Genomic DNA, 25,822 nt, shown 5'->3' on the forward strand with positions numbered 1-25,822 from the left:
GTCGGATAACTGAGGGATTGTCCTATTGGATCAGCCATCACGGCTCAGTACGATGCGTGATAGTTGATCACTAAGGGATGTGCGTGTCGCGTGTTGCGTCAGTGACAACGCGTCGCACCCGGCATGGAGAGGTAGGCCGAAGTGGAGCCTGAGCTGGCGGTTCCGCCGATCTTCTCTCCCATCCCACCGGCGATCCATCCGCGCCATGCGGACATAGACGTACAGACAGCGGCCTGGGCGGAAACGTTTCGCATCGGGTCCGACGAACTGCGCGGCAAACTCGTCATGCAGGACATCGGCACCTTCTCCGCCCGGATCCTGCCGGAGGGCCGCGAGGAAGTCGTCTCCCTCCTCGCCGACTTCGTGCTCTGGCTCTTCGGTGTGGACGACGGGCACTGCGAGGAGGGTGAACTCGGCCGGCGGCCGGGCGATCTGGCGGGACTGCTGCACCGGCTGCTGCGTATCGCGCAGAACCCGGAAGCCCCCATGCTGCTGGACGACCCGCTGGCGGCCGGGCTGCGGGACCTCCGGCTCAGAGTCAGCCGGTACGGCACAGCGGGACAGACGGCCCGCTGGGTGGACGCGCTGCGGGAGTACTTCTTCTCGGTGGTGTGGGAGGCGTCCCACCGCAGCGCAGGCACAGTGCCCGACCTGAACGACTACACCCTGATGCGGCTGTACGACGGCGCGACGTCGGTGGTGCTGCCCCTGCTGGAGATGGGGCACGGCTACGAGCTCCAGCCGCACGAGCGGGACCGCACAACGGTACGCGCCGCGGCCGAAATGGCGTCGTTCATCATCACCTGGGACAACGACATCTTCTCGTACCACAAAGAGCGGAGCGGGCCGGGCTACTTCCTCAACGTCCTGCGGGTGCTGGAGCAGGAGAGCGGGCTCGGCACCGACCAGGCACTGACCACGGCGATCGCCCAGCGGGACCGGGTGATGTGCCTCTTCATGCGCCTGAGCGACTATGTGGCGGAGCAGGGCAGCCCGCAGCTGCGCCAGTATCTGCAGAGCCTGGCCTCCTTCATACGCGGCGCCCAGGACTGGGGCATCAGCTCCGTGCGGTACACCACGCCGGACGACCCGGCCAGCATCCCCACGGTGTTCCGCGATACGCCCACCGACGACAGCCGCGAGCCGCTGGACATCCCGGCGATCGCCTGGTGGTGGGGCCTTCTCCCGTGCGGCACCACTGCGGCCGGGCGGTACCGGCCGGTTCAGCGAACCTCATAGAGCAAAGGATTCTGCTGTGTCGGCCGGAGACGCCTGACGAGGGCGCTCGGTCCGGCCCGGCCTGCTCTCCGGCCTGACCGACACGTCCAGCCCGGCCTGCTCTCCGGCCGGCTGCTCGGCGCTCAGCCGGAGACGGCACGCAGCCCGCCCGGCCGACGGCCGGTGAGGCGGTCGAGAGCGGCGGATGTGGCGTCGTCGGCCGGGAGGTGGACCACGAGGTGCTGGTCGTCGTCGGCCGGCAGTTCCAGGGTTTCGTACGCCAGACGAAGCTCGCCCGCCCCGGGATGGACCAGCCGTGCGACGCCGCTGGATTCGGGCAGGCCGGGCAGGGTGTCCACGCGTTCGGTGAAGGCCGTCCCCGCGGTCACGGTCAACTCATCCGCGAGCGCCCCGACATGGGGATCCGCCCGGAACGGCCCCTGCTTGAGCGCGGCGACCTGCTGGTCCGCGATGCGATCCCAATCCGGGTAAGCGGTACGCGCGCGGTCGTCGGTGAAGATGAAGCGGGCGAGGTTCGGCGGACTGCCGTCCAGCAGCCCGACCGGGCCGGCGAGCCGCTCGTACCCGTCCGTCCAGGCAAGTGCCTCGCTCAGCCGGTTCAGCAGCACGGCGGGTGCGGGCTCGAAGCGGTCGAGCAGGGCCTGGACGGTGGGGCGGACCGTGCGGTTGGGCGACGCGCCGCCCCTGCAGGTGAAGCCGCCGTCGGCCGCCTTGGTGAGGCGGTGCAGATGGATGCGCTCGCTCGCGGTCAGCCGCAGCGTGTCGGCCAGCGCGGAGAGCACCTGCACGGACGGCCGCCGGTCGCGTCCCTGCTCGAGCCGGGTCACGTACTCGACGCTGACTCCGGCGAGCGCGGCGACTTCGGCGCGCCGCAGCCCCGGCGTACGGCGGCGGGCGCCGGCGGGCAGCCCGACCTGGGCGGGGGTGAGCGTTTCCCGGCGCATGCGCAGGAAAATCCCCAGCTCGTTGTCGCTCACATGGTGAACGTAACAGGCGGGACGGGCGGCATGGTGGCCCTGCTGCTACCAGCCTGGGCGCGGCCTTCCTCGCCGGGTCGGCAACGGGCAGGTTGGGGCAGGTGACCGCCGCGGTCGCCCACAGCTCTCCTGCACATCCTTTTGCACATCTCTCCGCACATCTCTCCGCATGCCTTCGGACGGAGCACAGCCATGACCAGTGAGCCCCTCAACAGCAATCCCCTCAACAGTGCGCCCCTCAATCTCGCAGTGATCATCGGCAGCGTCAGGGAAGGCCGGTTCGGCCCCGTGGTCGCGAACTGGTTCGCCGAACAGGCCGAGCAGCACGGCCGGTTCGCGGTGGACGTCATCGACCTGGCGGACACGCCACTCCCGCTCGAGCTGCCGCCCGTACCGCCGGCGCTCGAGCCCGAGATGACGCGGCCGGCGGAGATGGCGGGGCTCACCCGGCGGATCGGGGCGGCCGACGCGATCGTCGTAGTGACACCGGAGTACAACCGGAGTTTTCCGGCCTCGCTGAAGGCGGCAATCGACTGGCACTACACCGAGTGGCACGCGAAGCCGGTCGGCTTCGTCGGCTACAGCGGTGGAAGCGGCGGGCTCCTGGCGGTGGAACAACTGCGCCAGGTGTTCGGCGAGTTGCAGGCCCATACGGTCCGGGACGTCGTCTCGTTCCCCCGGTACTACGAACTCTTCGGCCCGGACGGCACCCTGAGGAACCCGGAGGGCCCCAACGGCGCGGCGAAAGTGCTGCTCGACCAGCTGCTGTGGTGGGGCTCGGTGCTCCACGACGCCCGGCGGGACCGTCCCTACGCGTAGGCCTCGCCGCAGACCCGGCTACCGCTTCCTGTCGTACATCGTGAAGACCAGACCGTTGTCGAAGACCCGGTTGGAGCGGAACTCGAAGTCCGTGACGGAGAAGTCCGCGGAGAACATCGGGGTGCCGGACCCGAGTACCACCGGGTAGGTCTTCACGAGCAGCTCGTCGATCTCGTCACGCAGCTGCCCCGCGAGGTTTCCGCCGCCGCAGAGGTAGATGCCGAGGCCGTCCTCCTGCTTCAGCTCGCGGACCTTGGCGACGGCATCACCGGAGACGATCTTCACCGACGGGTCGAGCTGCTGCTTGATGCTGCGGGAGACGACGTACTGCCGCATGTGCGCGTACGGGCTGGTGATGTCGATCTCCAGCGCGGAATCGTATGTGCCGCGCCCCATCACCACGGTGTCGAAGTGCACATTCTCCGCGTCCTCGATCCCGAGCAGCGGGCGGATGTGCGAAGGCAGGGTCTCCGGGTACTCCGCCGATGTGTACGTCGTGAACTCCTCGCTGATCGGATAGACGTTGCCGTCGCCTTCCGGGGATGCGATGAAGCCGTCGATGGAGCAGGCGATGTAGTACACGAGCTTTCGCAAGCTGGTCCTCTTCGTCGATGAGTGCCGGGTCGGAATCCACGGGAGATGCGTCGCGGCTGTTGAGCATCTCCGCTAACCACGACAGTCATAGTACTTCACTTGTATTGGTTAGCGCAAGGCGACCCTCCCCACGGTCCCACTCACTCCCGCCCTCACCACTGCCCGACGCCCCGGCGTCACTCCATCGAGGAGCGGCACCAAGCCCAGGGCCTGCGGCCGGCCGGTCGCCTCACCAACACCGTGGGCGGCCGCGGCACGACAAAGGCGCCCTGGGGTGCGTACACACCCCAGGGCGCCCTGGAAGATCGATTCGGACTGCTAGGAGCCGGTCAGCTCGCCTTCTTGGACTTGTCGAGGACCATCACCAGGCCCGCGATCAACGCGAAGAGAGCGAGAGGTGCCACGACAAAGAGGCCGACCGTCTGGATCACGCTCAGGCCCGGGCCCGGGTCGTCGCCGTCGTCATGGGTCAGCGCGAGCGCCGGCGACGACAGGAGCAGCATCATCAGCGTCGTACCGGCCGCGACGGCGCCGGCGCGCAAAGCGTTCTTCTTGTCCACGGTGCCAACGTAGCGAACGGCTATCCCGGGCGCGCGTCCGGGGGTGCCGTACGGGCACCGGGCCCGCGACCGGGCCCCGCGCCGGCTCCGGGTCCGCCCCCGGGGCCCAGGACGTCCGCGAAGACGCCCATCAGCGCATGCAGCCGCGGCGAGGCGGCCAGTTCCTCCAGCGTGAGGGGATGACCTTCGGCGTCCGCGACGGGCAGCCGCCAGTTCGGATACTCGTCCCAGGTGCCCGGCAGATTTTGCGGGCGCCGGTCACCCACCGCGTCCGGCAGCCAGACGCCGACCATCCGGGCGGGCGTGCGCAGCAGAAAGCGGTAGACCGCGCGGATCCGGCCCTCCTCGTCCCCGCTGCCCTCGGGCAGCAGGCCGAGGTCGCCGAGCAGGCCGAGCCACTCGGCGATATCCCCGGCGTCCTCCGTGCGCTCCTGCTCCAGGGAACGGGTCAGCAGACCGAGGCGGTGACGCAGCGCCACATGCTCGCCGGTCAGCCGCGCCGCCGTGGACGGCAGATCGTGAGTGGTCGCGGTGGCCACACAGCCCACGCGCCACTCCTCGGGCGGCAGCGGACGGCCGGTGCCGGCCCAGTCGCGCTCGAACCAGAGCACGGAGGTGCCCAGTACGCCCCGGCGCGTCAGCTCCTCGCGCACACCTGGCTCGACCGTGCCGAGGTCCTCCCCTATCACGAAGGTGCCGGCGCGGTGGGCCTCCAGGACGAGGACCGCGAGCATGGCTTCGGCGTCGTAGCGGACGTACGTGCCGTCGGTGGGCGGGCAGCCCTCCGGGACCCACCAGAGACGGAACAGGCCCATCACATGGTCGATACGGAGCGCGCCCGCGTTACGCAGCAGTGAGCGCAGCAGTCCTCGGTAGGGGGCGTATCCGGACGCGGCCAGCACGTCCGGGCGCCACGGGGGCAGGCCCCAGTCCTGGCCGCGGGCGTTGAAGGCGTCCGGCGGGGCGCCGACCGACATCCCGGCGGCGAAGACCTCCCGCTGCGCCCAGGCGTCCGCGCCGCCCGGATGCACCCCGACGGCCAGGTCGTGGACGATGCCGACGCCCATGCCGGCCTCGCGCGCCGCCTGCCCGGCGGCGGCCAGCTGCCGGTCGGTCAGCCAGGCGAGCCTGCTGTGGAAGTCGACGCGGTCCATCAGCTCGTGCCCGGCGCGGGCGGTCTCGATCGAGCGCGGGTCCTGCAGTCCCGCCGGCCAGGTGCGCCACTGGGGGCCGTACACCTCGGCGAGGGCGCACCAGGTGGCGTGGTCCTCCAGGGCCTGGCCCTGCTCGGCGAGGAAGTCACAGTACGCGGCGCGGCGTCCGGGCCCGAGCGGGATACGGTGCACGATTTCCAGGGCCTCGCGCTTCAGCTCCCAGACCGCGTCCCGGTCGATCAACGCGCCCTTGCGCAGGACGGATTCACGCAGCCCGGCGCCCTTGTCACGGAGCTCCTCCAGCCGCTGTCCGTCCCGGGCGTCCGTGTACGCGTACTCGGGGATGTCCTCGATGCGCAGATGGACGGGATCGGGGAAGCGGCGCGAGGAAGGCCGGTACGGGGAGGGGTCGGTGGGGGCGCCGGGCACTGCGGCGTGGAGCGGGTTCACCTGTACGAAGGAGGCCCCGAGCGACCGTCCGGACCAGGTCGCCAGCTCGGCCAGGTCGCCGAGGTCACCCATGCCCCAGGAGCGGGCGGAGAGCAGGGAGTAGAGCTGTACGAGAAGGCCGTGCGAGCGGCCGTCGGGCTGTGGCACCCGGGCGGGCGCGACAACAAGGCTGGACCGGGCGGCCCGCCCGTCCGGAGCCTCGGCCGACAACTGGTGGACGCCATACGGAAGCCGGCGCCAGGGGCGGGGGTCCTCGGGCGCAGCCCCGGCACCGCCGGAAGCGGCCGGCACTGAGGGTTCGGCAGGTACGGCGGGTTCCCCGCGCGCCGCTCCGGGCGTGTGGAACCGCTCCGTGTCGCCGCGTAAGGCGGCCTCTTTACCGTCGCCGCGTAAGGCGGCCGCTTCCACCTCGCCCCGCGGCGCGGCCTGTCCCGCGTCGCCGGGCGTCGCGGCGGCCGCAGGCCCGGGGATCAGCCACTGCAGCACCGCGCCCTGTTCCGTCTCGACCCGCAGGGTGGTGCCCGCGGGGAGCTCCGTCAGCGCCGCCGGGACCTCACCGCTCGCGCTCCAGAGCACGACCGTCGGCGGCAGCAGGCGGTCCGCGGCGGCGGACTCGGCGCGGCTCAGGGCATCACGCACCCCCGACGCGGTGGACGCGTCGACGCCGAGCGCAGCGAGGACCGCGACGACCGTCGCGTCGGGTACCGGGACGGTGACGCCCTCGGAAGGTGCGTAGGAAGTGGCGACTCCGTGCAGTGCGGCGAGCCGGGCAAGGCCCATTCAGACTCCTGAGGACTCCATGCCCCCGGCAGTGCCGTGGGCCGTCGGCTCACTGGTGAGAGGTGCGATGTCGGCGAGCGGGGGTTCGCTGGTCAGCGGACGGGCATCTGCGAGCGGCGGCTCGCTGGTCAGCGGACGGGCATCGGTAAGCGGGGGTTCGCTGGTCAGCGGGCCGGGCCCCGGGACCTGTTTGGACAGGGCGGACAGCAGAAGGTGTGCGGATGCGGCCACGGTGGTCACTCCAAGCGGTCGGTAGTGGGACACAGCAGCCCTACCCAGTGGGCACGGCCGCAGACGTACACGATCAGGCAACGTGGTCCGTGTCACATTCCGTTCCCGGCGCGGCGGTTGAATCAAATCAATCAAACCGCCCCATCGCACCAGTCAAAAGGTGCACAACGGCCACTCGCATTGACACCCTCACCGTGTGGTGGTGGGCTCAAAGCCGACCGGAGCGACTGGGGAGACCGAGGGGAGACGAGCGTGCGGCTCGCGCGCGGGAGGCGTACTGCGACAGCCGTCGCGGTCGCTGTCATCGGCAGCCTGCTCGGCGGCGCGCACAGCGCGGTCGCCGCCCCGGACACCCCGGGCTCCCCAGCCACCGCGCAGGACCCCGAGGGTGCGGCCGCGCTGCCCTCCGTCTGGCCGCGGCCGCAGACAATGCGGGCGGCCGGATCGGCCGTCGTACTGGGCGAGGAAGCGACCGTCGTCGCGGACCTCGGCGCCGATCCGTACGCCGTCGAACGGCTGAAGGAGCTGCTGCACGCGTCCGGCGTACGGACCGTGCACACCGCACTGCCCGGCCGCGGCCCCGTCCTGCGCATCGGCGGCACCGGCGCGCAGGACGCGCTGCGCGCCCTGCGCGCACCCGAACGCACCGATCTCCCCTCCGGGGGCTACCGGCTCGCGGTCGGCCAGGTCCAGGGCCGGGACACCGTCGCGCTCGACGGCGTCGGCGAGGACGGTCTCTACCACGGCGTCCAGACGCTGCGGCAGCTGATCGTCCGGCAGGCCGTCGCGGGAGCCGCCCGGCAGACCATTGCCGGAGTACTTGTGCGCGACTGGCCGGGCACGGCCGTACGGGGCATGACAGAAGGTTTTTACGGACAGCCTTGGAGCCGTCAACAGCGGCTGGCGCAGCTCGACTTCATGGGACGTACCAAGCAGAACCGCTATCTGTACGCGCCCGGTGACGACCCCTTCCGGCAGGCCCGCTGGCGCGAGCCGTATCCCGCGGCCCAGCGTGCACAGTTCCGCGAACTCGCCGAGCGCGCACGCCGCAACCACGTCACGCTCGCCTGGGCCGTCGCGCCCGCGCAGGCCATGTGCCTGGCCAAGGAAGGCGACGTCAAGGCGCTGACGCGCAAGATCGACGCGATGTGGGCGCTGGGCGTACGCGCCTTCCAGCTGCAATTCCAGGACGTCAGCTACAGCGAGTGGCACTGCGACAAGGACGCGGACGCCTTCGGCTCGGGCCCCGAGGCGGCGGCCAGGGCCCAGGCGCGCGTGGCGGGCGCGGTGGCGCAGCATCTGGCCGACCGGTACCCCGACGCCGCGCCGCTCTCGCTGATGCCGACGGAGTTCTACCAGGACGGCGCCACCGACTACCGGCGGGCGCTCGCGAGCGAGTTGGACGGCCGGGTCCAGGTGGCGTGGACGGGCGTCGGGGTGGTGCCGCGCACCATCACAGGCCGCGAACTGGCGGGTGCCCGGGAAGCGTTCGAGCATCCGCTGGTCACCATGGACAACTACCCGGTCAACGACTACGCGCAGGACCGGATGTTCCTCGGCCCGTACACGGGCCGCGAGCCCGCCGTGGCGACCGGCTCCGTCGCGCTGCTGGCCAACGCCATGGAGCAGGCCTCCGCGTCCCGCATACCGCTGTTCACCGCCGCCGACTACGCCTGGAACCCCAAGGGCTACCGCCCCGACGAGTCCTGGCAGGCCGCGATCAACGATCTCGCCGGCGGCGACACGAAGACCCGCGAGGCGCTGCGCGCACTGGCCGGCAATCACGCCTCTTCGATACTCAACCCCACCGAGTCCGGTTATCTGCAGCCGCTGCTGAAGGAATTCTGGCGGTCGCGCACGACCACGGACGCGGCGGCCAGGGACCGGGCGGCGGCATCTCTGCGCGCCGCGTTCACCGTGATGCGCGAGGCCCCGCAGCGGCTGACGCGGCCCGCCGACGGCCGTCTTGACGACGAAGCGGGGCCGTGGCTGCAGCAGTTGGCGCGGTACGGCCGGGCCGGCGAGCTCTCGGTCGACATGCTGCAGGCGCAGGCGCGCGGGGACGGCGAGGCGGCCTGGCGTGACTCACTGGCGCTGGAGCCGCTGCGTACGGCCATCAGGGCGAGCAGGGCAACGGTGGGCAAGGGCGTGCTGAATCCGTTCCTGGACCGGGCCGCGAAGGAGTCGGCGACCTGGACGGGTGCGGACCGCTTCGCGGACTCGGCCGGCGAGGACACGGTCCGGCTGGACCGGCCCAGGCGCGTCGCCGCGGTGAACACGATGACCGAACCGTCCCCCGGTGCCGCGGGCTCCGGCGGCCGGCTGGAGGCGCATGTCCCCGGCCAGGGGTGGCGCACGCTCGGCCCCCTCTCCGCCGGCGGCTGGACCGAGACCGACGCGAAGGGCTTGCGGGTGGACGCGGTGAGGGTCGCGGCGGACGGGGACGATCCCGTCGCCGTACGGTCCGTGGTGCCGTGGTTCGCCGACGAGCCGCCGGCCGGCCTCGATCTCGTACGCGGCGAGGCGGACGCCGAGATCGGCGGCGGCCCGCAGCACGCGGGTGTCCGGCTGACCGGGCGGCGCCCCGCCGAGGTGCGCGGTGAACTCACCGCGAAGGCTCCGGCCGGCATCAAGGTGCGGGTGCCGAAGCAGACGACGGTGCCGCGCGGGCAGCGTACGACCGTGCCGGTCGAGGTCAGCGTCCCGGCGGGCACACCCGCGGGTGAGTACCGGGTGCCGCTGTCCTTCGCGGGCCAGGAGCGCACGCTGACGGTGCGTGCCTATCCGCGCACCGGCGGGCCCGACCTCGCGCGCACCGCCGACGCTGCCGCCGCCTCGTCCGGCGACGAGACGGCCGACTTCCCGGCGTCGGCGGCGATCGACAGCGACCCGAAGACCCGCTGGTCCTCGCCCGCCGAGGACGGCGCCTGGTGGCAGCTGGAGCTGCCGCGGCCGTCCCGGGTCGGCCAGGTCGTGCTGCACTGGCAGGACGCGTACGCGACGAAGTACCGCATCCAGGTCTCCGCCGACGGCCGTACCTGGCGCACGGCGGCGACGGTGAACGACGGCGGGGGCGGGCGCGAGAGCGTCCGTATGGACAGCAGGGACACCCGCTTCATCCGTGTCCAGGGCGACGCGCGCGCCACCCGGTACGGGTACTCACTCTGGTCGGTGGAGGCATACGCCGTCGCAGAGTGAGCGGCGGCCCGGCCTCCGCCCCGCGGCACCGCAGCCCTGGCGGGTGAAACCGAAGGGGCACGCGGAGGCAGCGAGGGACGAGTGGTCGAGCACGGTCGACCGCCGTCGGACGCTCAGGCGCCCCGGAGGCAAGTGAAGCCACGAAAAATGGCTCGGTCCTCAGGCTGAAATGCCGTCGATCCGGGCCATCGCGTCGTCCGCGCCGTACGGCTGCAAGTATGGCAGCCAGCGCGGATCCCTATGCCCGGTCCCGATGATGCGCCACGCGAGCCCGCTCGGCGGGGCGGGATGCTGGTGCAGCCGCCACCCCAGCTCCCGCAGATGCCGGTCGGCCTTGACATGGTTGCAGCGGCGGCAGGCCGCCACCACGTTGTCCCAGGCGTGCTGTCCGCCACGGCTGCGCGGAATGACATGGTCGACGCTGGTTGCGACGCCACCGCAGTACATACAGCGCCCGCCGTCGCGGGCGAAGAGTGCTTTGCGGGTGAGGGGAACGGGTCCCCGGTAGGGCACCCGGACGAACCGCTTCAGCCGTACGACGCTGGGTGCGGCGATGACACGGGTCGCGCTGTGCATGAAGGCGCCGGATTCCTCGAGGCAGAGGGCCTTGTTCTCCAGTACGAGGATGAGCGCGCGGCGAAGCGGTACGACGCCGAGCGGCTCGTACGACGCATTGAGGACCAGAACGTGCGGCACGGTGGATGCCTCCTTGTACGCCGGCGGCGCGTGGCTCGCGCCGGGACGATCTGCTCTTCAGTGTCTCCTCATGCCAGGTCCGAGCGCCACCACGTGCGGGTAACGGGCTCGAAGTGTTTTGCAGCACACCCGCTTCATCCCCAGGTGAGCCTCGTCTCTCCCTCGAACACTGCGAGAGAGCACGCCGGATGCCCCGTTAGGGTGGTTTCTCTGCCACCCGCAATGCCTGGAGGTTCCGCTCGTGTCCTGGTCCGTCCTACTGGCCGCCGACCCGTCACCCGAGCCCGTCTCGATCGACGAGGCCGCCAAGCAGGCAGGAGACGCCGCAGGCTGGGTGGAGGAGAACTGGTCCACCTGGCTGAACACCAGCCTGCGCATCGCGCTGATCCTGGTGGTCGCGCTGGTATTGCGCATGGTGCTGCGCCGCGCTCTCACCAGGCTGATCGCGCGGATGAACCGCTCCGCACAGGTCATGGAGGGCACGGCGCTCGGCGGCCTGCTGGTCAACGCCGAGCGGCGCCGCCAGCGCTCGGAGGCGATCGGTTCCGTACTCCGCTCGGTCTCGTCCTTTGTGATTCTTGGCACTGCGGGCCTGATGATCCTCGGCGCCTTCAAGATCGACCTGGCACCGCTGCTGGCATCCGCCGGTGTCGCGGGCGTCGCGATCGGCTTCGGCGCGCGCAACCTGGTCACCGACTTCCTCTCGGGCGTCTTCATGATCATGGAGGACCAGTACGGAGTCGGGGACAGCATCGACGCGGGCGTCGCCTCGGGCGAGGTGATCGAGGTGGGCCTGCGCGTCACCAAGCTGCGCGGCGACAACGGTGAGATCTGGTACGTCCGCAACGGCGAGATCAAGCGCATCGGCAACCTCAGCCAGGGCTGGGCCACCGCCACGGTCGACGTCGTGGTCCGCTCCTCGGAGAACCTGAACCGCGTCAGCTCGGTGATCGGCGAGGTCGCGGAGGACCTGGCGAAGGCCGAGCCGTGGAACGAGCGGCTGTGGGGCCCGGTGGAGATGCTGGGCCTGAACGAGGTGCTGCTGGACTCGATGACGGTGCGGGTCGCGGCGAAGACGATGCCGGGCAAGGCGCTCGGCGTGGAGCGCGAACTCCGCCTGCGGATCAAGAAGGCCTTCGACGCTGCGGACATCCGCATCGTGGGCGGCCTGCCGCCGGTGACGGACCAGGCCTCGGCGGCAGACCCGACGGCGGGCATGGCGGCACCTTCGGCGTATGCGTCGACGACCTCGCCGCAGTCGGTGGCGGCGACGCCGATAGCGCCTCCGACGGCCGTGGCGAAGTAGGACTACGCACAGGAACGGGCGCTCAGGCCGCTACGGCCGGGGCGCCCGTTCCTGTGCGTATCGCTGTCAGTCGGTCTCCGCCTGCTCAGCGAACCCAGCTCTTGAGCGGCTCGGTATCCAGAGTGATCCCGATCCGCCCGGACACGTGGCCGGAACTCACGACGGCTGGAAGCCGCCGACCTGGGGCATGTCCCCGACCACTGCGAGCTTCCCGGCGGTCAGCTCTACGCTGCCTGTTCCGGTGGGGCCGGTTGCGCTGCCAGGCAGGACCCACACCGCGCCGCGGTAGCTGTCCTCGCCCTCCGCGCCGATGATCACATCAGGACGACCGTCGGCCCTGACGTCGCCGACCGCGAGCGTGAGACCGAACCCGTCGCCCGGTTCCGACACCCCGGGAACCGACGCGGTCTCCTGCGAGAGCTGGTACGAGCCGGCGCCGGGCGTGCCGGTCCTCGTACCGGGGATGATGACGACGGCTCCGGCACGCCCCTTGCCGTTCTGCGTCTGTCCGGGCACGCCGACGACGATGTCGCCGACACCGTCCTTGTTCAGATCTGCGACGGCCAGGGCGGTGCCGAAACGGTTGTACTTCACCGACGTGCCGACGACGCCGGCAGTGTCCTGGCTGATCCGCACCGGTGTTGCCGCCAGACCGCTCTCACCGCCGTACCAGACAGTGATCTGACCGCCCTTGTGGCCGTAGGTGCCACTGATCGGTTCGTCGGGGTCGCCGACAACCAGGTCGTTGTAGCCGTCGCCGTTGACATCCCCGGTGGCGGTGGTCGTGCCGTCAATGGGCAGCGGGGTGCTGGGGCTTGTGGGCTCGACATACACGAGGCCGCCGCTGTGGCCACCGACCCGGACGGAGGTGATGACCCGCGCCGCCCGTCCGTCGTCGCGCACCAGGTAGTCGGTGACGGCGACCGAGGGTGTGCCCCAGTGTGGCGTCTTCGTGCTGACGGAGCCGTCGCGTGCGAAGGCGCCGCTGAACTCGATCGATCCGGCGTAGCCGCCGACCAGGACACGCGCGCCACCGCTGTCGCGCACTGCGGCGACATCCAGGCCGTACCGGCCGCCCTTGGTCAACGTCACCGGCAGCGCGCTTGCCGCGGCCAAGCCGTTCTTGCCACCCCACAGGATGGTGACTGCGCCGGCGTCCAGGGCGCTGCCGAGGTCCTCGTCGGGCGCTCCGACGACCAGGTCGCTGTAGCCGTCCTGGTCGAGATCGGCGAACGCCGTCGAGGCGCCGAAGAGGTCTTGGGCCTCCGCGGCGTCCGGCACACCGGCGGTGTTCTGTGTGATGACGGCCTTGCGCAGGGTGGACACCCCGGTCCTGGAGCCGTAGAGGACGACGACCGCCCCCGCGCCGTCCATGCCTCCCACCTTGGCCGTGGGCGCCGGGACAACCAGGTCCTGGTAGCCGTCCCCGTTGAAATCCGCCGGCGCGGCAATGGGCTTCGCCACGGCCACGGCAGGCATGACGACCGAGCCCGTCACAGCGGCGCAAGCCACGGCAACTGCGGTCGCCAACCTGGTTCTTCCTGTCTTCCCCACCCTGTTTCCCCTCCTGATGCGCAGTGAGACAGCAGGAGCGTACGACTCCACCCGCCGCTGCTGCAGCACGAGGTCCGGCGGATTCGCCTCACCGGTTCCGGACGCCGACAGTCACACTCAGCGCGGCTTCTGTCGCGCCGACCCACCCCCTTCTCGGGCACGAGCGGCACTGAACCCAGACGGCAGACGAACGCGAGCTGAGCCATCGCCTGCAGACCAACGGCTCGGCGTCCCCGAAGGACTCTCCTTCCCGCGGGTACAGCACGGCGATGAGCACCCATGTTGTGGTGCAGAGGAGCAGATGGGTCATAACGCATCGCCCTGTCCGCCCCCACACCCGTCGCCCCCCAGGAGCCGTCAGCTGTTGCGTTTCCTGCTCAGCATCCCTTCACGCATCGGCCGTCCGGCCACGTCTTGTCGATCTTCCCCGGCCGACCTGGGATGGAGTCCAGCCACCTCCGGCGAGCCTGAAGCGCCGCTCGGCCGCCATCTCGGATTGCCGCACGCCGAGCTGTGCGTCACGGATCAAGTCGGGCAGCAGAGATCCAACGACCTCTCGGTGGTTCGGCGATGAGTGCCGAGCCCTCCAGGCCGCCCGAGGCGAGCCTCCAAGTGGGCAGCGGGCGGAACCTCGACGTCCGCCGTGAACGGTTACGCATCGATGGCCGCACGCACCTGCGGAAGTCGCGCATGGCCAGGACCGGGAACACTGCTCTCTCACCTCGTTGAAGCTGTTGGCTAGTCCCATCAAACGGGCCGGGAGAAGAGCCCTCCAGCTTCCTCGTCTGCCTGGTCGGCACGATCTCGTGCCGCGGCAGGAAAGCTGGTCGGCCTGCAAGGCCTTCGGGGCCCTCGTGGAGCCGCGCCCCCGGCAGCGATACTGCAGGGGCGCGGACGGATTCGCCAAGTCACGGCCGGGTGACACGCATGTCCTCAGTCACCGAACATAACGACTGTCTCGACGATGAGTCCGACGGAGCACAGCACTGCGACGACCGCTCCGACGAATCTGATCGTCCTCGGCCCAGCACTGCCTGTGCCACCGAACATCACTCGGGTGATGAGGCGGAAGAATCCTTCTGCCGCTCCTCGGAAGTTGATCGCGAGCAAGACTCCCGCCAACCCGAAGAATACGTAGAAGACGATTGAGAGCACACTTCCATCGGATGAAACCCGGCCTTCTGCCAGGACATGGTCAGATATCGCGTTCAGCAAGTCAGTGCCGCCAGATCAGAGGTTTGTTTGGGATATTCGGGGACCTGCCAAGGCCGGCCCTCTCGACCTACCAGGTGAACATCTTCCCGATGCGAGTGCCGTAGCTGCTCGTGAGGCCCGCTTCAAGGCCTGCCGCCGCACCGACGCTCACGGTTGTCGACCGTACCGCTTCTCCACGGTGGTTGGTCGCGCCGATGGACCTCTCATGACTGAGGTAGGCGCCCGGGCCCAACCCGGCCCCGAGGGTTCCTCCCCAGCCATCGCCCCGGAGTTGCTCGAAGTCCGTGGCGTTGCTGCCCATGAGACCGATGGTGGCGTTCGCGCCCACGGAGGGGGCTTCAAACCCCTTGGAGAAACTCACACCGTAGTCCGTCTTCCCATCCTGCCTCGTCGTACTCAGGAGGCAGACGCTCGCAGTAGCTCCCGCTCCGATGCCAAGCGAGCCACTCACGCAAATTCCCGTCGTATCGCCGGCCAGATAGGAGCCGACGACCTTGTCGACCTTGTCGCCGACCCAGGTTTCCTTCGCATTCCCCCAGGCGTCGCTGAAGTTGCCCTGGAAGAGGTTGTCGAAGAATCCGGCCTTGTGAGTGTTCTTCTTTTCCTGCTTCTGCTTCTTGGTGCTGTGGGGCGGATCGATCTTGCCGGACGGCGGCGTCACCGTTTTGGTGACCGGGTCATAGCCGACCTCCTTCTGCACCTTGGAGGAGCAGTTGGCGAGATCGTATTCGCAGGAGTTCGGCTTCGATCCGATCTCAGTTCCGGTGGGGTCGGAGAACGTGACGGGGTTGTTGTTCCCGTAAACGTAGGGGTTGTATTGGCGCGGATCGTCCATGACAAGCAGCGGGTCGACCGAGATGAAACGGCCCAGCGCCAGGTCGTATTCACGTGCGCCGATGTGGACGAGGTCCGTCTCGGCATCGTTTGTGCCGCCAACGAACCCCTTCTCACCGACCCAGCCCGTGGGCTGGGTGCCGCGGGATCCGCCGAAGATGGTGCTCTTGCGGTGGGTGACCGACTGGGTTGCGTCCGCGGTCACCTGGGTGGTGTTCGTGCCGTGGTGGTCGGCGAAGAGGAAGGTCAGCGCACCGCCGGTGCGCATGGCGATCACCTCATCGCCTGCGCTGTAGTAGCGGGTTCCGGTGAGGGTTCCGCTCTTGCTCAGGCGCAGTTCATTGCCACCGGGGAGGTACAGGGTGGTGCCGGTGGAGTCTTTGCGGATCAGGCGCTTGCCCTCGGTGTCGTACAGGTAGCTGCTGACCTCGGCGCCTCCCTGGGTGACGGACTTGAGGTGCCCCTCGTCGTCCCAGGCAAGGGTCTGTTTAGCACCTGAACCGATCGTGCGAGTCGCGGTGTTGCCGCTCTGGTCGTAGGTGTAGGTCTCGTCGTGCCCGTCGGTGCCGGTCTGGGTGACCTTGGTCAGATCGTGCTTTCCCGCGGTGGGCGCGGCGTAGGTGCGGACCGTGTCGGCGGAGGGTCCGGATGCGGTCTTGTGCTGGGTTTCGGTCTTGCGGTTGCCGAGCGTGTCGTAGGTGTACGTCGTCCAGTAGGCGTCCGGGCCGCCGACGCTGGTCTCCGAGGGTTGAGCAGCGCAATCTGCCTTCGCGGTCCATGCTTCGGTGATCCGGCGCAGGGTGTCCAGCGTGAAGCACTGGGTATCGGTGGTGCGGGCAGCATCCTGGCCGTACGAGGTGGAGACCGAGGTGATGTTGCCGACCGCGTCGTAGCCGTAGTGCGCGTCCTCGATGCGCTGCGGTGCGGTGTCCCGGTCGAGGTAAGTGTCGGTCAGCGCGTTGGTGTGTTCGTCATAGGTGTTCGAGACCGTCAGGCTCTGACCGAAGGCCCCGTATTTCTGGATGGTGTTACGGCCGTAGTGGTCGTACGTGCTCTCGGAGACGAGCGGGTCGGTTCCGGCGCCGACCGTCTTCAGCAGGCCTATGACAGGGCTGTAGGTGTTGGTGACCTTCTCCGCCGGCAGTCCTCCCATGGCCGGATGCTGGGTCCATAGCACCTGGCCGGTGTTGAGGTTGTAAGAGGTCGTCCACTTGTACGTGTTGGCCAGCGCCCCCTCCGAGTCGGGGATGGTGATCTGGGTGCCGACCGGCTGGTAGAGGCTGTTGTACGACGTGATGGCGGATACGTAGGCCTTGCCGCCGATAAAGCGAGTGGACTTTGACAGTTGGCCCTTGGACACGGTGTCGTACTCCCACGACGACAAGGTCGTGGTGCCCTTCTTCAGAGCGATACGGCGGCCGAGCGCGTCGTAGTCGGTGTGCAGGGTGACGCCCGCGTTGGTGGTGTCGGTGGCCCGGTCGCCGTTGTCATAGGTGGTCTTCGAGGTGCCCTTGTCCGGGTCATCGGCCTGGATTTGGCGACCGCGGACGTCATACGTATAGGTCCACTTCGCACCGGAGGGATCAGTGACCTGGTCCAGGCGGCCGTGCTTGTTGTAGCGGTACAGCGTGGACTGCGAGGAGCTGCGGGCCGAGTCGGTGTATTCCATCAGCTCGGTCTTACGGCCGAGCGCGTCGCTGACGGTCATGGTTGCGGTGCCGCCCGTCGGCGGGATCACGGTGGTGGTGTCGCCGGTATAGCTGGTGGTGGTGCGTTTGGTCTCGTCGCCGAACTTCTTGGAGATCACCGCCGTGGTGCGACCGGCTCCGTCGAATTCTGTGTCTGTGGAGGCGGGGTACTTCAGCTCCTGGCCGGTGACCAGCACCGGCTCTGCCGCGCCCGAGGCGTAGTACGTGCCTGACGTACGCCAGACCTGACCGCGGGTGTCGTAGAAGTTCTCCGACACCAGGCGTCCGGAGCGGTCGGGTGACTCCTCCTGGGTCTGACGTGCACGCAGCAGACCGTCGTAGAAGGCGTAGCTGGCCTTGTACTTCGCATCGTGGGTCAGGGTCTGAGTGGTGACGACGATCGGTCCGTTGTTGCGGACGAGGTAGTCGAAGACGTAGTTCGGCGAGTCGGGATAGGTGACGGCCGAACGGGTCGGCAGCCAGACCTTGATCACCCGGCCGAGCGGATCATAGGCGGTGGCGGTGACCTTTGTGTTGGAGTCGGAGACCTGGACCGGCTGGCTGCGCAGCGGATCCAGCGTGGTCTTCACGGCAAGGCCCAGGGGTTTGGTGACCAGCGTCTGGGTGGGCACCTCACCGGTGACGGGCGTATAGGCGGTGGTGGTCACCTGGCCGTACGCGTCCGCCGTGGACAGGGCGCGGCCGTAGACGTCGAAGTCGGCGACCGGCGTGGAAGAGACGACGTCGTAGCCGTCCCCGCTGCCGTTGATCCTGTCGGTTTTGGTGACATTGCCCTTCGACGGTGCAGCCCCGAGGACTCCGCCGTCGTAGTACGTGCGCACATCGTCGATCACATCGCCGGGACGGCTCACCGCACTGCCGCACGGAACCGCAACCGTCTCGGTACGGGAGACCTTGTCCAGCAGCCAGCTCGTAGTGTCGCGGGCGTAGCTGGTGGTGGTGCACTTCTCGTCGCCGCTCTTGCTGGTATCACCGGTGTCGGTTTCGCCGGTGATCATGCCGTATGCGTCGAAGCTGCGCGTCACTCGAGTCGTACGCACCCCGCCGGTCACGGCAGTCCGCTTCTCTTCCTGCCCGGTGCCGGTCTGATACGCCTCCAGGTCTGGCAGTCCGGTGCGGGAGCGCGTCGCGGTGACTGCGGAGCGCCAAGGGGTGTACGAGGTGGCGGATACCAGCTTGGAGGTGTCGTCGCCGTTGTACGTCGCCTCCTCACGCACCTTGCCTGCGAACTCCTCGCGATCGGTGACCACGGCCCCGGTGGAGTCCTTGACGTCCTGGCCGTCGATGCCGCGGAAGTAGCGGGTCTCGGACAGCGTCTTGGGATCGGAGGCCGCACCGGTGCGGGTCTGGACTCGCTCGTAGCCACGGGCGACTGAGTAGGTTCGGTCCTCCGCCTTGGTGAACTCATCCGTGTTCTTTATCCAGGCTGCCCCACCCGGGTAGGAGTAGGAACTCACCTTGTCCGGGGACTCCACCAGGTTGTCGCCCTCGGTGACCTCGGTGACCACATAGGAGTTGAACCAGTCCTGCTTGGCCGTCTCACCCTCGAAGGCCCACTTCACCGGGTAGCAGCGGGTGGTGTTCGTAACGTCCGCCGGCGGCAGCGTGGTGGCGGTGCAATCCGGTTGTGAGTATTTGACCCCGATGGTACCGCCGGTCTCCGTAGTGATCTGATACACCCGCAGCCGGACGAATGGCGCCAACCCGTCACCGAGCGCATCAACCCGGTTGGCCTTCTGCTCACCGGCGAAGGTCACCGGCGGCAGGGCCGCGGTGCCGTCCGCCTTGCCCGTCCGGGTAATCGACTTCAGCCACATCGGAGTGGAAATGCCGTCGCCCGAGGCCGGGAAGTCCTGGGCCAGCGACCAGGTATCAACGTCCTTGTACGCGCCACCAGTCAGCACCTTCGTCGTGATGGCGGTCAGGCGCTTACGCGACCAGAAGCTGGGCGAGTACTTGTCCTTGCACTCCGCTCCGTCCTTGCACAGCAGGTCGTACGGAGTGTCCGGCCAGTTCTTGGCGTTGGTCTCGTCGAACGTGCCACAGGTGGTCAGGCATCGCTCGTCCACGCCGAAATGGACCTGGCCCATCGCCTTGACCGAGTAGACCGAGTCGGAACGCAGCCCGTAGTCGATGTGGTCGAGCCAGCCGCCGCGGATGTAGGGGGTTGCCGTGGAGTTGCCGGTGGTCTCCGACACGTTGCGGCCGTAGTTGTTCCCTTCTGTCTTCCAGTAGTACGACATGGCATCGCCATGTACATCGACGACGTAGTCCAGTTGCCAGCGCCAGGCCTGCTGGCACCAGCCGGAGGCGAACGAGGCGTCGTAGCACGGCTCACCGGACTGGTTGCCGAACACCGGCACCGTCCAGGCCGAGTTGGTGGTCGGGGTGGTGGAGTCCTTCCACCCAGGCAGCCGGTTCAGACCGAAGAAGTACTGCGTGCCATCAGTCGTGGTGATCTTCCAATGCTCACCGTTGTTGTCCCCATTGGTCGCACCGGTCAGCTTCTCGACCTTCTCGCCTGAATCAGTGGCCGGGTGCCAGCCCTTTGCCGCGTCGTGAACCAGTTCGGTGTTCTTGCCACCGAGGGAGAGGGTGGCATTGTCGTTGTACCAGCACAGGTCACCCACCTTGGTGGTGTTCGTACCGCCGGTCTTGTCGTCGTTGCACCCCTTGTAGCGGCGCTCGATGTAGCCCGGCTCCCACGACCAGCCATCACCCAGCCACGACGGCTGATTGTTCGACGCCGCCGTACGACCGTCCACCGCCTGCGAGGAGTAGCCCAGTGACACTGTTGGCTGAAGATCGCCCGGGACCGTGGGAACGGCGACGGGATACGACCAGTTGAAAGAGCCGTTCGCGCCGCCCGCGGTCCACGATCCGGATGGCTGAAGTGAGGTGGCCTTGTAGTCGCCCGTCGGGCCTGCGGCCCCCGCTGTGGCCGCCAGCACCGTTGCACCTGCAGGTGCCGCGCTGCGCCCCGTTGCAGCCGGGGCACCGGCCACGCTGACGGCTGCCGACAGCTTGCCCTTCTTGATGTCGTTCTTCGTGGCCAACGGCTTACCGATACGGCACTTGGCCTGCTCCGGCGTCGTCAACGCACATGCCGGAAGTTGCACCAGCCGCGACCGGGACGCCCAGTCACCGCCGTACGCTCCCCGGAACGACGAGTAATCCACCTCGACGCGGGCAGAACCGGCCTTCGCCACACCGTCCGCACGGCCCACCGACAGCAGCAGCCCCTCAACCCCTGCCTTGCGCGCCGCATCCCGGCCCGCCACCGACACCTTCACCTTGCCCAGGGCCTCCCCCGCTGCACGGGTCTTGCCGGGCACCACCGCGACAGCCACCGGCAGCTTTCCCGCGCGCGTGGCAGCCCCGGCACCGGCCGGAGCAACCTCGGCAGCCCCGGGCGCAGGCCAGCCGACCTTCGGCGCGGCCTTCCAGGAGTGGGCCGCCGCCGCGTCGGGTCTCCTGGTGCCACCCACCTTCACCCTTTCGACCGGCACCGCTTTCGGTTGTTTCAACTTTGGAAGCGGAATTCTTCCATCCGAATTGACGGCCACAGCCGTCGCCGGCAGCACCCCCACCATGACCGCTGCAGCCAAAGCTGCCGCCAGTCCACGCATGCCGAAACGACTCACGCCCCACCCCTTGAGCAAATCCAAAAAGACCGCCGAAGGCTAGCAGGGGGAAACTATGAAGGGGGCAACTTTCTTCAGGAGCCCCGCGAACCACAGAAAGGGCTTGGATAGGGCACGCTCGACAACTGTCCAGCATCACGCCTGGGTCACCACAGAGTGGCAGGTCACGGCCGTCCCGCAAATCGGCATGAACACCCCACTCACGGCAAGATCACCTAGATACCGAAATGCGGGGCAACCGCCACGCCGGACTCCAAATGGATTCCCCTTGCCCCCCTGCACATATATAGAGTCGCCGCGAATACCTGACACACAAAGGATGGTGCGGTGCATACGTCAACAAGTGACGGCTTGCCCGGAAGACCGTGGCTGACGCGCGCGATATCAGTTGCTTTGGTGGGCGGAATTGCAGCTTCCGTATTGGTGGTATCGCCTGCCTCCGCTGCGCCTGTTCGGGCCACTTCGGCCGTATCCGCGGATCCAGTGGCGGACGGCTCGAAGAGCGAGGAGGACTACGCACTCGAACAGGCCGCAGCCACCAGCCAGCCCTTCGAGCTGACCTCGGCCCGCACCGAGTCCACCGACACGTGGGCCCTGCCCGACGGAACGTGGTCGGTCAAGCGGTACGGCACGCCGGTGCGGATGCTGCGGGGCGGAGCGTGGATCGCCACCGACCCGACGCTGGCGTTCGCCACCGACGGCACCGTGGTGCCGAAGGCGTCCACCGTGTCGGTGGCGTTCTCCGGTGGTGGAAGCGGGCCGTTGCTGTCCGGCGTCAAGGACGGCCGGACGCTTTCCCTTTCGTGGCCGAAGCCGCTTCCCAAGCCCACGCTGAGCGAGAACGTGGCCACCTATGCCGACGTGCTGCCCGGGGTGGACCTGCAGCTGAAGGCCGAGGTCGAGGGCTTCTCCCAGCTGCTGGTGGTCAAGACCGCCCAGGCCGCCGCGAACCCCGAACTCACCTCGCTGAAGTACAAGTTGGACACCGTCGGCGTGTCCGTGTCCACGGATGCGGAGACCGGCAGTGTCACCGCCGTCAACCCGGCTGGCGAGACCGTGTTCACCAGCCCCTCCCCGCTGATGTGGGACTCCACCTCCATTACCTCAGGTGGTGCCGCTCCGGCGGCACGGACCGCTCTGACCGCGGGCGAGGGGGAGACGCCCACGGACGCCTTCGAGCCCGCGCCGGGTGCGCAGGACGCCCAGATGCCCACCACCGTTTCCGGTGACACGCTGGAGATCAAGCCCGACCAGGCGCTGCTCACCGGTGCAGACACCAAGTACCCGGTCTTCATCGACCCCTCCTGGGCCTGGGGCAAGCGGCAGAACTGGACCCGCGTCTACAAGAAGTACCCCAACACCTCCTTCTGGAACACCAAGGAGGTCGTCCGGGTCGGCTACGAGAACGAGACCAACGGCCTGTCCCGGTCCTTCTTCCAGCTGGACACGTCCAACATCAAGGGCGCCCAGGTCAAGACCTCTACCTTCCGGATCAAGAACACCTGGTCCTGGTCGTGCCAGGACCGGCCCGTGGAGCTGTGGCACGTCGGCGCAATTTCCTCCAAGACCACCTGGAACAAGCAGCCCGCCAAGTACTCCAGGCTCTACACCGTCGACGACGCCAAGGGCTGGAGCAAGGACTGCGCCGCAGGCAATCTCGAGTTCGACGCCACCGCCAAGGTCCGCGAGGCCGCGTCGAAGAACTGGTCCAGCCTCAACCTCGGCCTGTACGCCTCCGATGAGACCGACACGTTCGGCTGGAAGAAGTTCGACGCCAAGACCGCGGTCCTGGAGACCACATACAACAACCCGCCCAAGACGCCCAGCGGCCTGGGCACCAACCCGAAGAGCGACTGCAAGACCGGCGGGGCAATCGGCAACACCCGCGTGAGCGTCTACGCGAAGATCGATGACAAGGACGCCGGCAATCTGAGTGCCGAATTCCAGATCTTCAAGACCGGCGCCACCACGCCAACGGTGACAAAGTCCATCCCGGCCGCCAAGGGCAAGGTCGCCACGTACGTGGTCCCCGACAGCGACCTGCCCACCGACAGCTATACCTGGAAGGTCCGCGCGAAGGACCAGGACGGCGCCTACTCCGCGTGGTCCGCCACATGCAAGTTCTCTGTCGACCGGACCCGGCCCAGCCAGCCCCCGGTCATCAGTTCCGTGGAGTTCCCCAACGGTGAGAACGGCTGGCCGGCCACCACCGGCAAGGCCCGCACTCCCGGCAGTTTCACCTTCACTCCCAACGGCGTCACCGACGCCGTCGAATACGGCTGGTACACGGACTTCAACCCCCAGGTGAACCACATCACCGTCGCTGCAGGGGGTACCGCCACTGACACCTTCAAGCCACCGAGTTACGGTCCGCACTTCGTCTATGCCTTCAGCGTCGACAAGGCGGGCAACCGGTCGGATACCGCCACCTACATCTACTACGCCGGCCGCTCACTGGACCGTGACGGACCGACCGACCTCAACGGCGACACCATCAGTGACATCTGGAGCGTCGACTCCAACGGCACTCTGCTGACTTACGCCGGCCAGGGCAACGGTGACTTTGCCTCAGCCACCAACGGCGGCAAGTCCTTCGAAGGAAATCAGGTCGACTCCCGCGGCGACTGGGGCCAGGACGGCTACAACGACCTCGTCTCCCTCGAGTACGACGGCATCGACAAGACCAAGAAGCTCTGGACGTACCCCAACAACGGCACCGGAGTCATCCGCGACGAATACACCCAGCTCACCGTCGCCTGCCCCGTGAAGGACCCGGAGACCGGCTGCGACTACGGCGACGAATGGACCGGCGACGACCACTGGCACAACGCCGAACAGATCGTCACCCCCGGCGACCTCAATGGCGATACCCAGCCCGACGTGCTGGTCAAGCAGGGGAAGCAGTTGTGGGCGTACTACGGCAACCGCGCCGGCTACACCCTCGACACCATTCGCGAACCCGTCCTCGTGGGCGGCGGAGACTGGGACAAGTTCAGCGTCATCGCCCCTGGCGACCTCAACGGCGACACCATCGCCGACCTGTGGCTGCGCGACAACGCCACCGGCGACATCCTGCGCTCGTACGGCAAGAAGGGCCCCGACGGCCGGCTCGACCCCACCACCTGGGGCAACACGAGCAGTCGGGTGAAGATCGGCTCCGGATACCCCGCCGCCGTGTTCCCGGCCATGGGCTCCGTGGGCGACGTCACCGGCGACGGCATCGCAGACCTGTGGGCCCGTAAGACCGACAACACCATGATCGGTTGGCCCGGCAAGGTCACCGACACGGTCTTCTCGTTCGGCCCCTACTTCGCGGTCGACGGCGCTTCGGGCGGCGCCCGAATCCCGGCCGGAACCACGCTGACCGCTGGCCAGTCGTACACCTCCCGCTCGGCCAAGCTCACCATGAAGGACGACGGCAACCTGGAAGTCACCTCCAACGCCGGCAAGCCGCTGTGGTCCACCGGAACCTCCGGCAACACCGGGGCGAAGGCCGTCATGCAGTCCAACGGCAACCTCGTGGTCTACAAGGCCGACGGCAGCACTGTGCTGTGGGAGTCCAAGACCAGCGCAGCCGACGGCTACGCCCTCCTCCAGGACCGCGGCAACCTGATCGTCTACAACGCCAAGGGCCAGTCCCTGTGGTCCAGCGGGACCGTAACCCGGCACGATTACAACGCCGACGGCCGCAGCGACATGGGGCTCTGGTACGACTTCAGCGCGGGAAGCGACGCCACCTACACGCTGCTCACCAACTCGGACGGGTCGTTCAAGGACCCGTTGAAATCCTTCACGGCGGCGATCGGGGCGTGGGACGCGAACAGCATGAAGTTCGTGACCGGCGACTTCAACGGCGACGGCCGCGGTGACCTGGCGGCGCTGTACGGGTACAGCGACACCAGCATCAAGCTGTGGACCGCCTTCGGTAAGGCCGACGGCGGCTTCAACACGCCCTTCGAATCCTGGAGTTCCCCGCCCGGCCGGATGCACACCAGCTATATGACGCCGCAGGCGGGTGACTTCAACGGCGACGGCCGCGACGACATCGCGGTCTGGTACGCCTACCCGGACGGCACCACCAAGCTGTGGACATTCACCGCCGCCGTCACGGGCAAGTTCAATGCGCCCTTCGACACCTGGTCCGCTCCCAGCGGCACTTGGTCCCGGGCCCGCACCAAGTTCGTGACCGGCGACTTCAACGCCGACGGCCGCGACGACCTCGGCGTCTTCTACGGCCAGGGAGACAACTCGGTGAAGACCTACGCCTTCCGCACCACGCCGGCTGGAGGCTTTGCGGCACCGGAGGTGTGGTGGGAGAGCGCTGCCCTCGACTGGAATCGCTCCACGCCGCACGCCGGAGACTTCAACGGCGACGGCCGCGATGACGCCATGATCTGGTACGACTACCCCGACGGCAGCGACAAGGTCTCCACCATTCTCTCCACCACGGTGGACGGCAAGAACCAGTTCGGCTCCGCCTTTGTCACCCTTGCCAGCGCTGCCGGCAACTGGGACATCAAACGCAGCCAGCTCGTCATCGGTGACTACAACGGTGACGGCCGCGACGACATCGGCGCCATGCACCATCTGTCGGACGGGTCCGTGAAGACATGGACCTGGACCGCCAGGCCCGACGCCCTGTTCAACGGTGGGCTGGCCGGCTACACCGCCCTCGCCACCCAGTGGGTGTACGCCTCCACCAGGTTCTTCAAGCCCTACAACTGACACCAACGCGCCCTGATTCCGGCAGCCAGGCGGCTGCCGGAATCAGGCGCGCTCGGGGCCCGTCGGCCCCTGACGTTGACTATTCAGCCAGCACGAATCACATGCGACCCGTCGTTCTTGGCATGTTCTACCTTTGG

The 25,822-nt window shown here is 68.3% G+C and carries 13 protein-coding genes; 5 read left to right on the forward strand and 8 right to left on the reverse strand.

Annotated elements, in window-relative coordinates:
- Positions 1-141 precede the first annotated feature (141 nt).
- Positions 142-1,239 (forward strand): selina-4(15),7(11)-diene synthase, encoded by a 1,098-nt coding sequence (locus tag OG966_RS14100; RefSeq protein ID WP_326649950.1) that lies wholly within the window; start codon positions 142-144, stop codon positions 1,237-1,239.
- Positions 1,240-1,361: 122 nt separating this feature from the next.
- Here OG966_RS14100 and OG966_RS14105 read toward each other — a convergent pair whose 3' ends face one another.
- Complete coding sequence (locus tag OG966_RS14105) at positions 1,362-2,216, reverse strand: helix-turn-helix domain-containing protein (RefSeq protein ID WP_326649951.1); 855 nt, start codon at positions 2,214-2,216, stop codon at positions 1,362-1,364.
- Between the two features lie 192 nt (positions 2,217-2,408).
- On the opposite strand from OG966_RS14105, the gene OG966_RS14110 reads away from it, so the two are divergent.
- Positions 2,409-3,035 carry an NADPH-dependent FMN reductase gene (locus tag OG966_RS14110; RefSeq protein WP_326649952.1) on the forward strand — a complete coding sequence of 209 codons (627 nt, stop codon included), beginning with the start codon at positions 2,409-2,411 and terminating at the stop codon, positions 3,033-3,035.
- 18 nt (positions 3,036-3,053) lie between these two features.
- Here the strand turns inward: OG966_RS14110 and OG966_RS14115 are convergent, their stop codons facing one another.
- From OG966_RS14115 to OG966_RS14130, 4 genes are all read right to left on the reverse strand, one after another.
- On the reverse strand, positions 3,054-3,629 hold the full coding sequence (locus OG966_RS14115; RefSeq protein WP_326649953.1) for a dihydrofolate reductase family protein: 576 nt from the start codon (positions 3,627-3,629) through the stop codon (positions 3,054-3,056).
- 329 nt (positions 3,630-3,958) lie between these two features.
- Positions 3,959-4,189 carry a hypothetical protein gene (locus OG966_RS14120; protein WP_326649954.1) on the reverse strand — a complete coding sequence of 77 codons (231 nt, stop codon included), beginning with the start codon at positions 4,187-4,189 and terminating at the stop codon, positions 3,959-3,961.
- A gap of 20 nt (positions 4,190-4,209) precedes the next feature.
- Positions 4,210-6,573, reverse strand: a complete 2,364-nt coding sequence (malQ, locus tag OG966_RS14125; protein WP_326649955.1) for a 4-alpha-glucanotransferase — start codon at positions 6,571-6,573, stop codon at positions 4,210-4,212.
- Positions 6,574-6,804, reverse strand: a complete 231-nt coding sequence (locus OG966_RS14130; protein WP_326649956.1) for a hypothetical protein — start codon at positions 6,802-6,804, stop codon at positions 6,574-6,576.
- Between the two features lie 252 nt (positions 6,805-7,056).
- Here OG966_RS14130 and OG966_RS14135 point away from each other — a divergent pair, with 252 nt between their 5' ends.
- On the forward strand, positions 7,057-10,002 hold the full coding sequence (locus tag OG966_RS14135; protein ID WP_326649958.1) for a beta-N-acetylglucosaminidase domain-containing protein: 2,946 nt from the start codon (positions 7,057-7,059) through the stop codon (positions 10,000-10,002).
- Between the two features lie 159 nt (positions 10,003-10,161).
- On the opposite strand, the gene OG966_RS14140 is transcribed toward OG966_RS14135, so the two are convergent.
- Entirely contained in the window at positions 10,162-10,698 is a 537-nt protein-coding gene (locus OG966_RS14140) for an HNH endonuclease (protein ID WP_142217192.1), read from the reverse strand.
- Positions 10,699-10,939: 241 nt separating this feature from the next.
- On the opposite strand from OG966_RS14140, the gene OG966_RS14145 reads away from it, so the two are divergent.
- Entirely contained in the window at positions 10,940-12,004 is a 1,065-nt protein-coding gene (locus OG966_RS14145) for a mechanosensitive ion channel family protein (protein WP_326649959.1), read from the forward strand.
- 156 nt (positions 12,005-12,160) lie between these two features.
- Here OG966_RS14145 and OG966_RS14150 read toward each other — a convergent pair whose 3' ends face one another.
- Together OG966_RS14150 and OG966_RS14155 are read right to left on the reverse strand one after the other, a co-directional pair.
- Entirely contained in the window at positions 12,161-13,534 is a 1,374-nt protein-coding gene (locus tag OG966_RS14150; protein WP_326649960.1) for a VCBS repeat-containing protein, read from the reverse strand.
- 1,306 nt (positions 13,535-14,840) lie between these two features.
- Positions 14,841-20,843, reverse strand: coding sequence for an RHS repeat domain-containing protein (locus OG966_RS14155; protein WP_326649961.1), 6,003 nt, complete (start codon positions 20,841-20,843; stop codon positions 14,841-14,843).
- Positions 20,844-21,443: 600 nt separating this feature from the next.
- Between OG966_RS14155 and OG966_RS14160 the strand changes: the two genes are divergently transcribed.
- Entirely contained in the window at positions 21,444-25,685 is a 4,242-nt protein-coding gene (locus OG966_RS14160) for an FG-GAP-like repeat-containing protein (protein ID WP_326649962.1), read from the forward strand.
- The last annotated feature ends 137 nt before the right edge of the window (positions 25,686-25,822 follow it).

This window comes from Streptomyces sp. NBC_01750 (assembly GCF_035918095.1).
GTDB lineage: Bacteria > Actinomycetota > Actinomycetes > Streptomycetales > Streptomycetaceae > Streptomyces.

Coding starts and splice junctions, on each gene's coding strand:
- OG966_RS14110 (WP_326649952.1), top strand. CDS start 2,409: ATGACCAGTGAGCCCCTCAACAGCAATCCCCTCAACAGTGCGCCCCTC.
- malQ (WP_326649955.1), bottom strand. CDS start 6,573: ATGGGCCTTGCCCGGCTCGCCGCACTGCACGGAGTCGCCACTTCCTAC.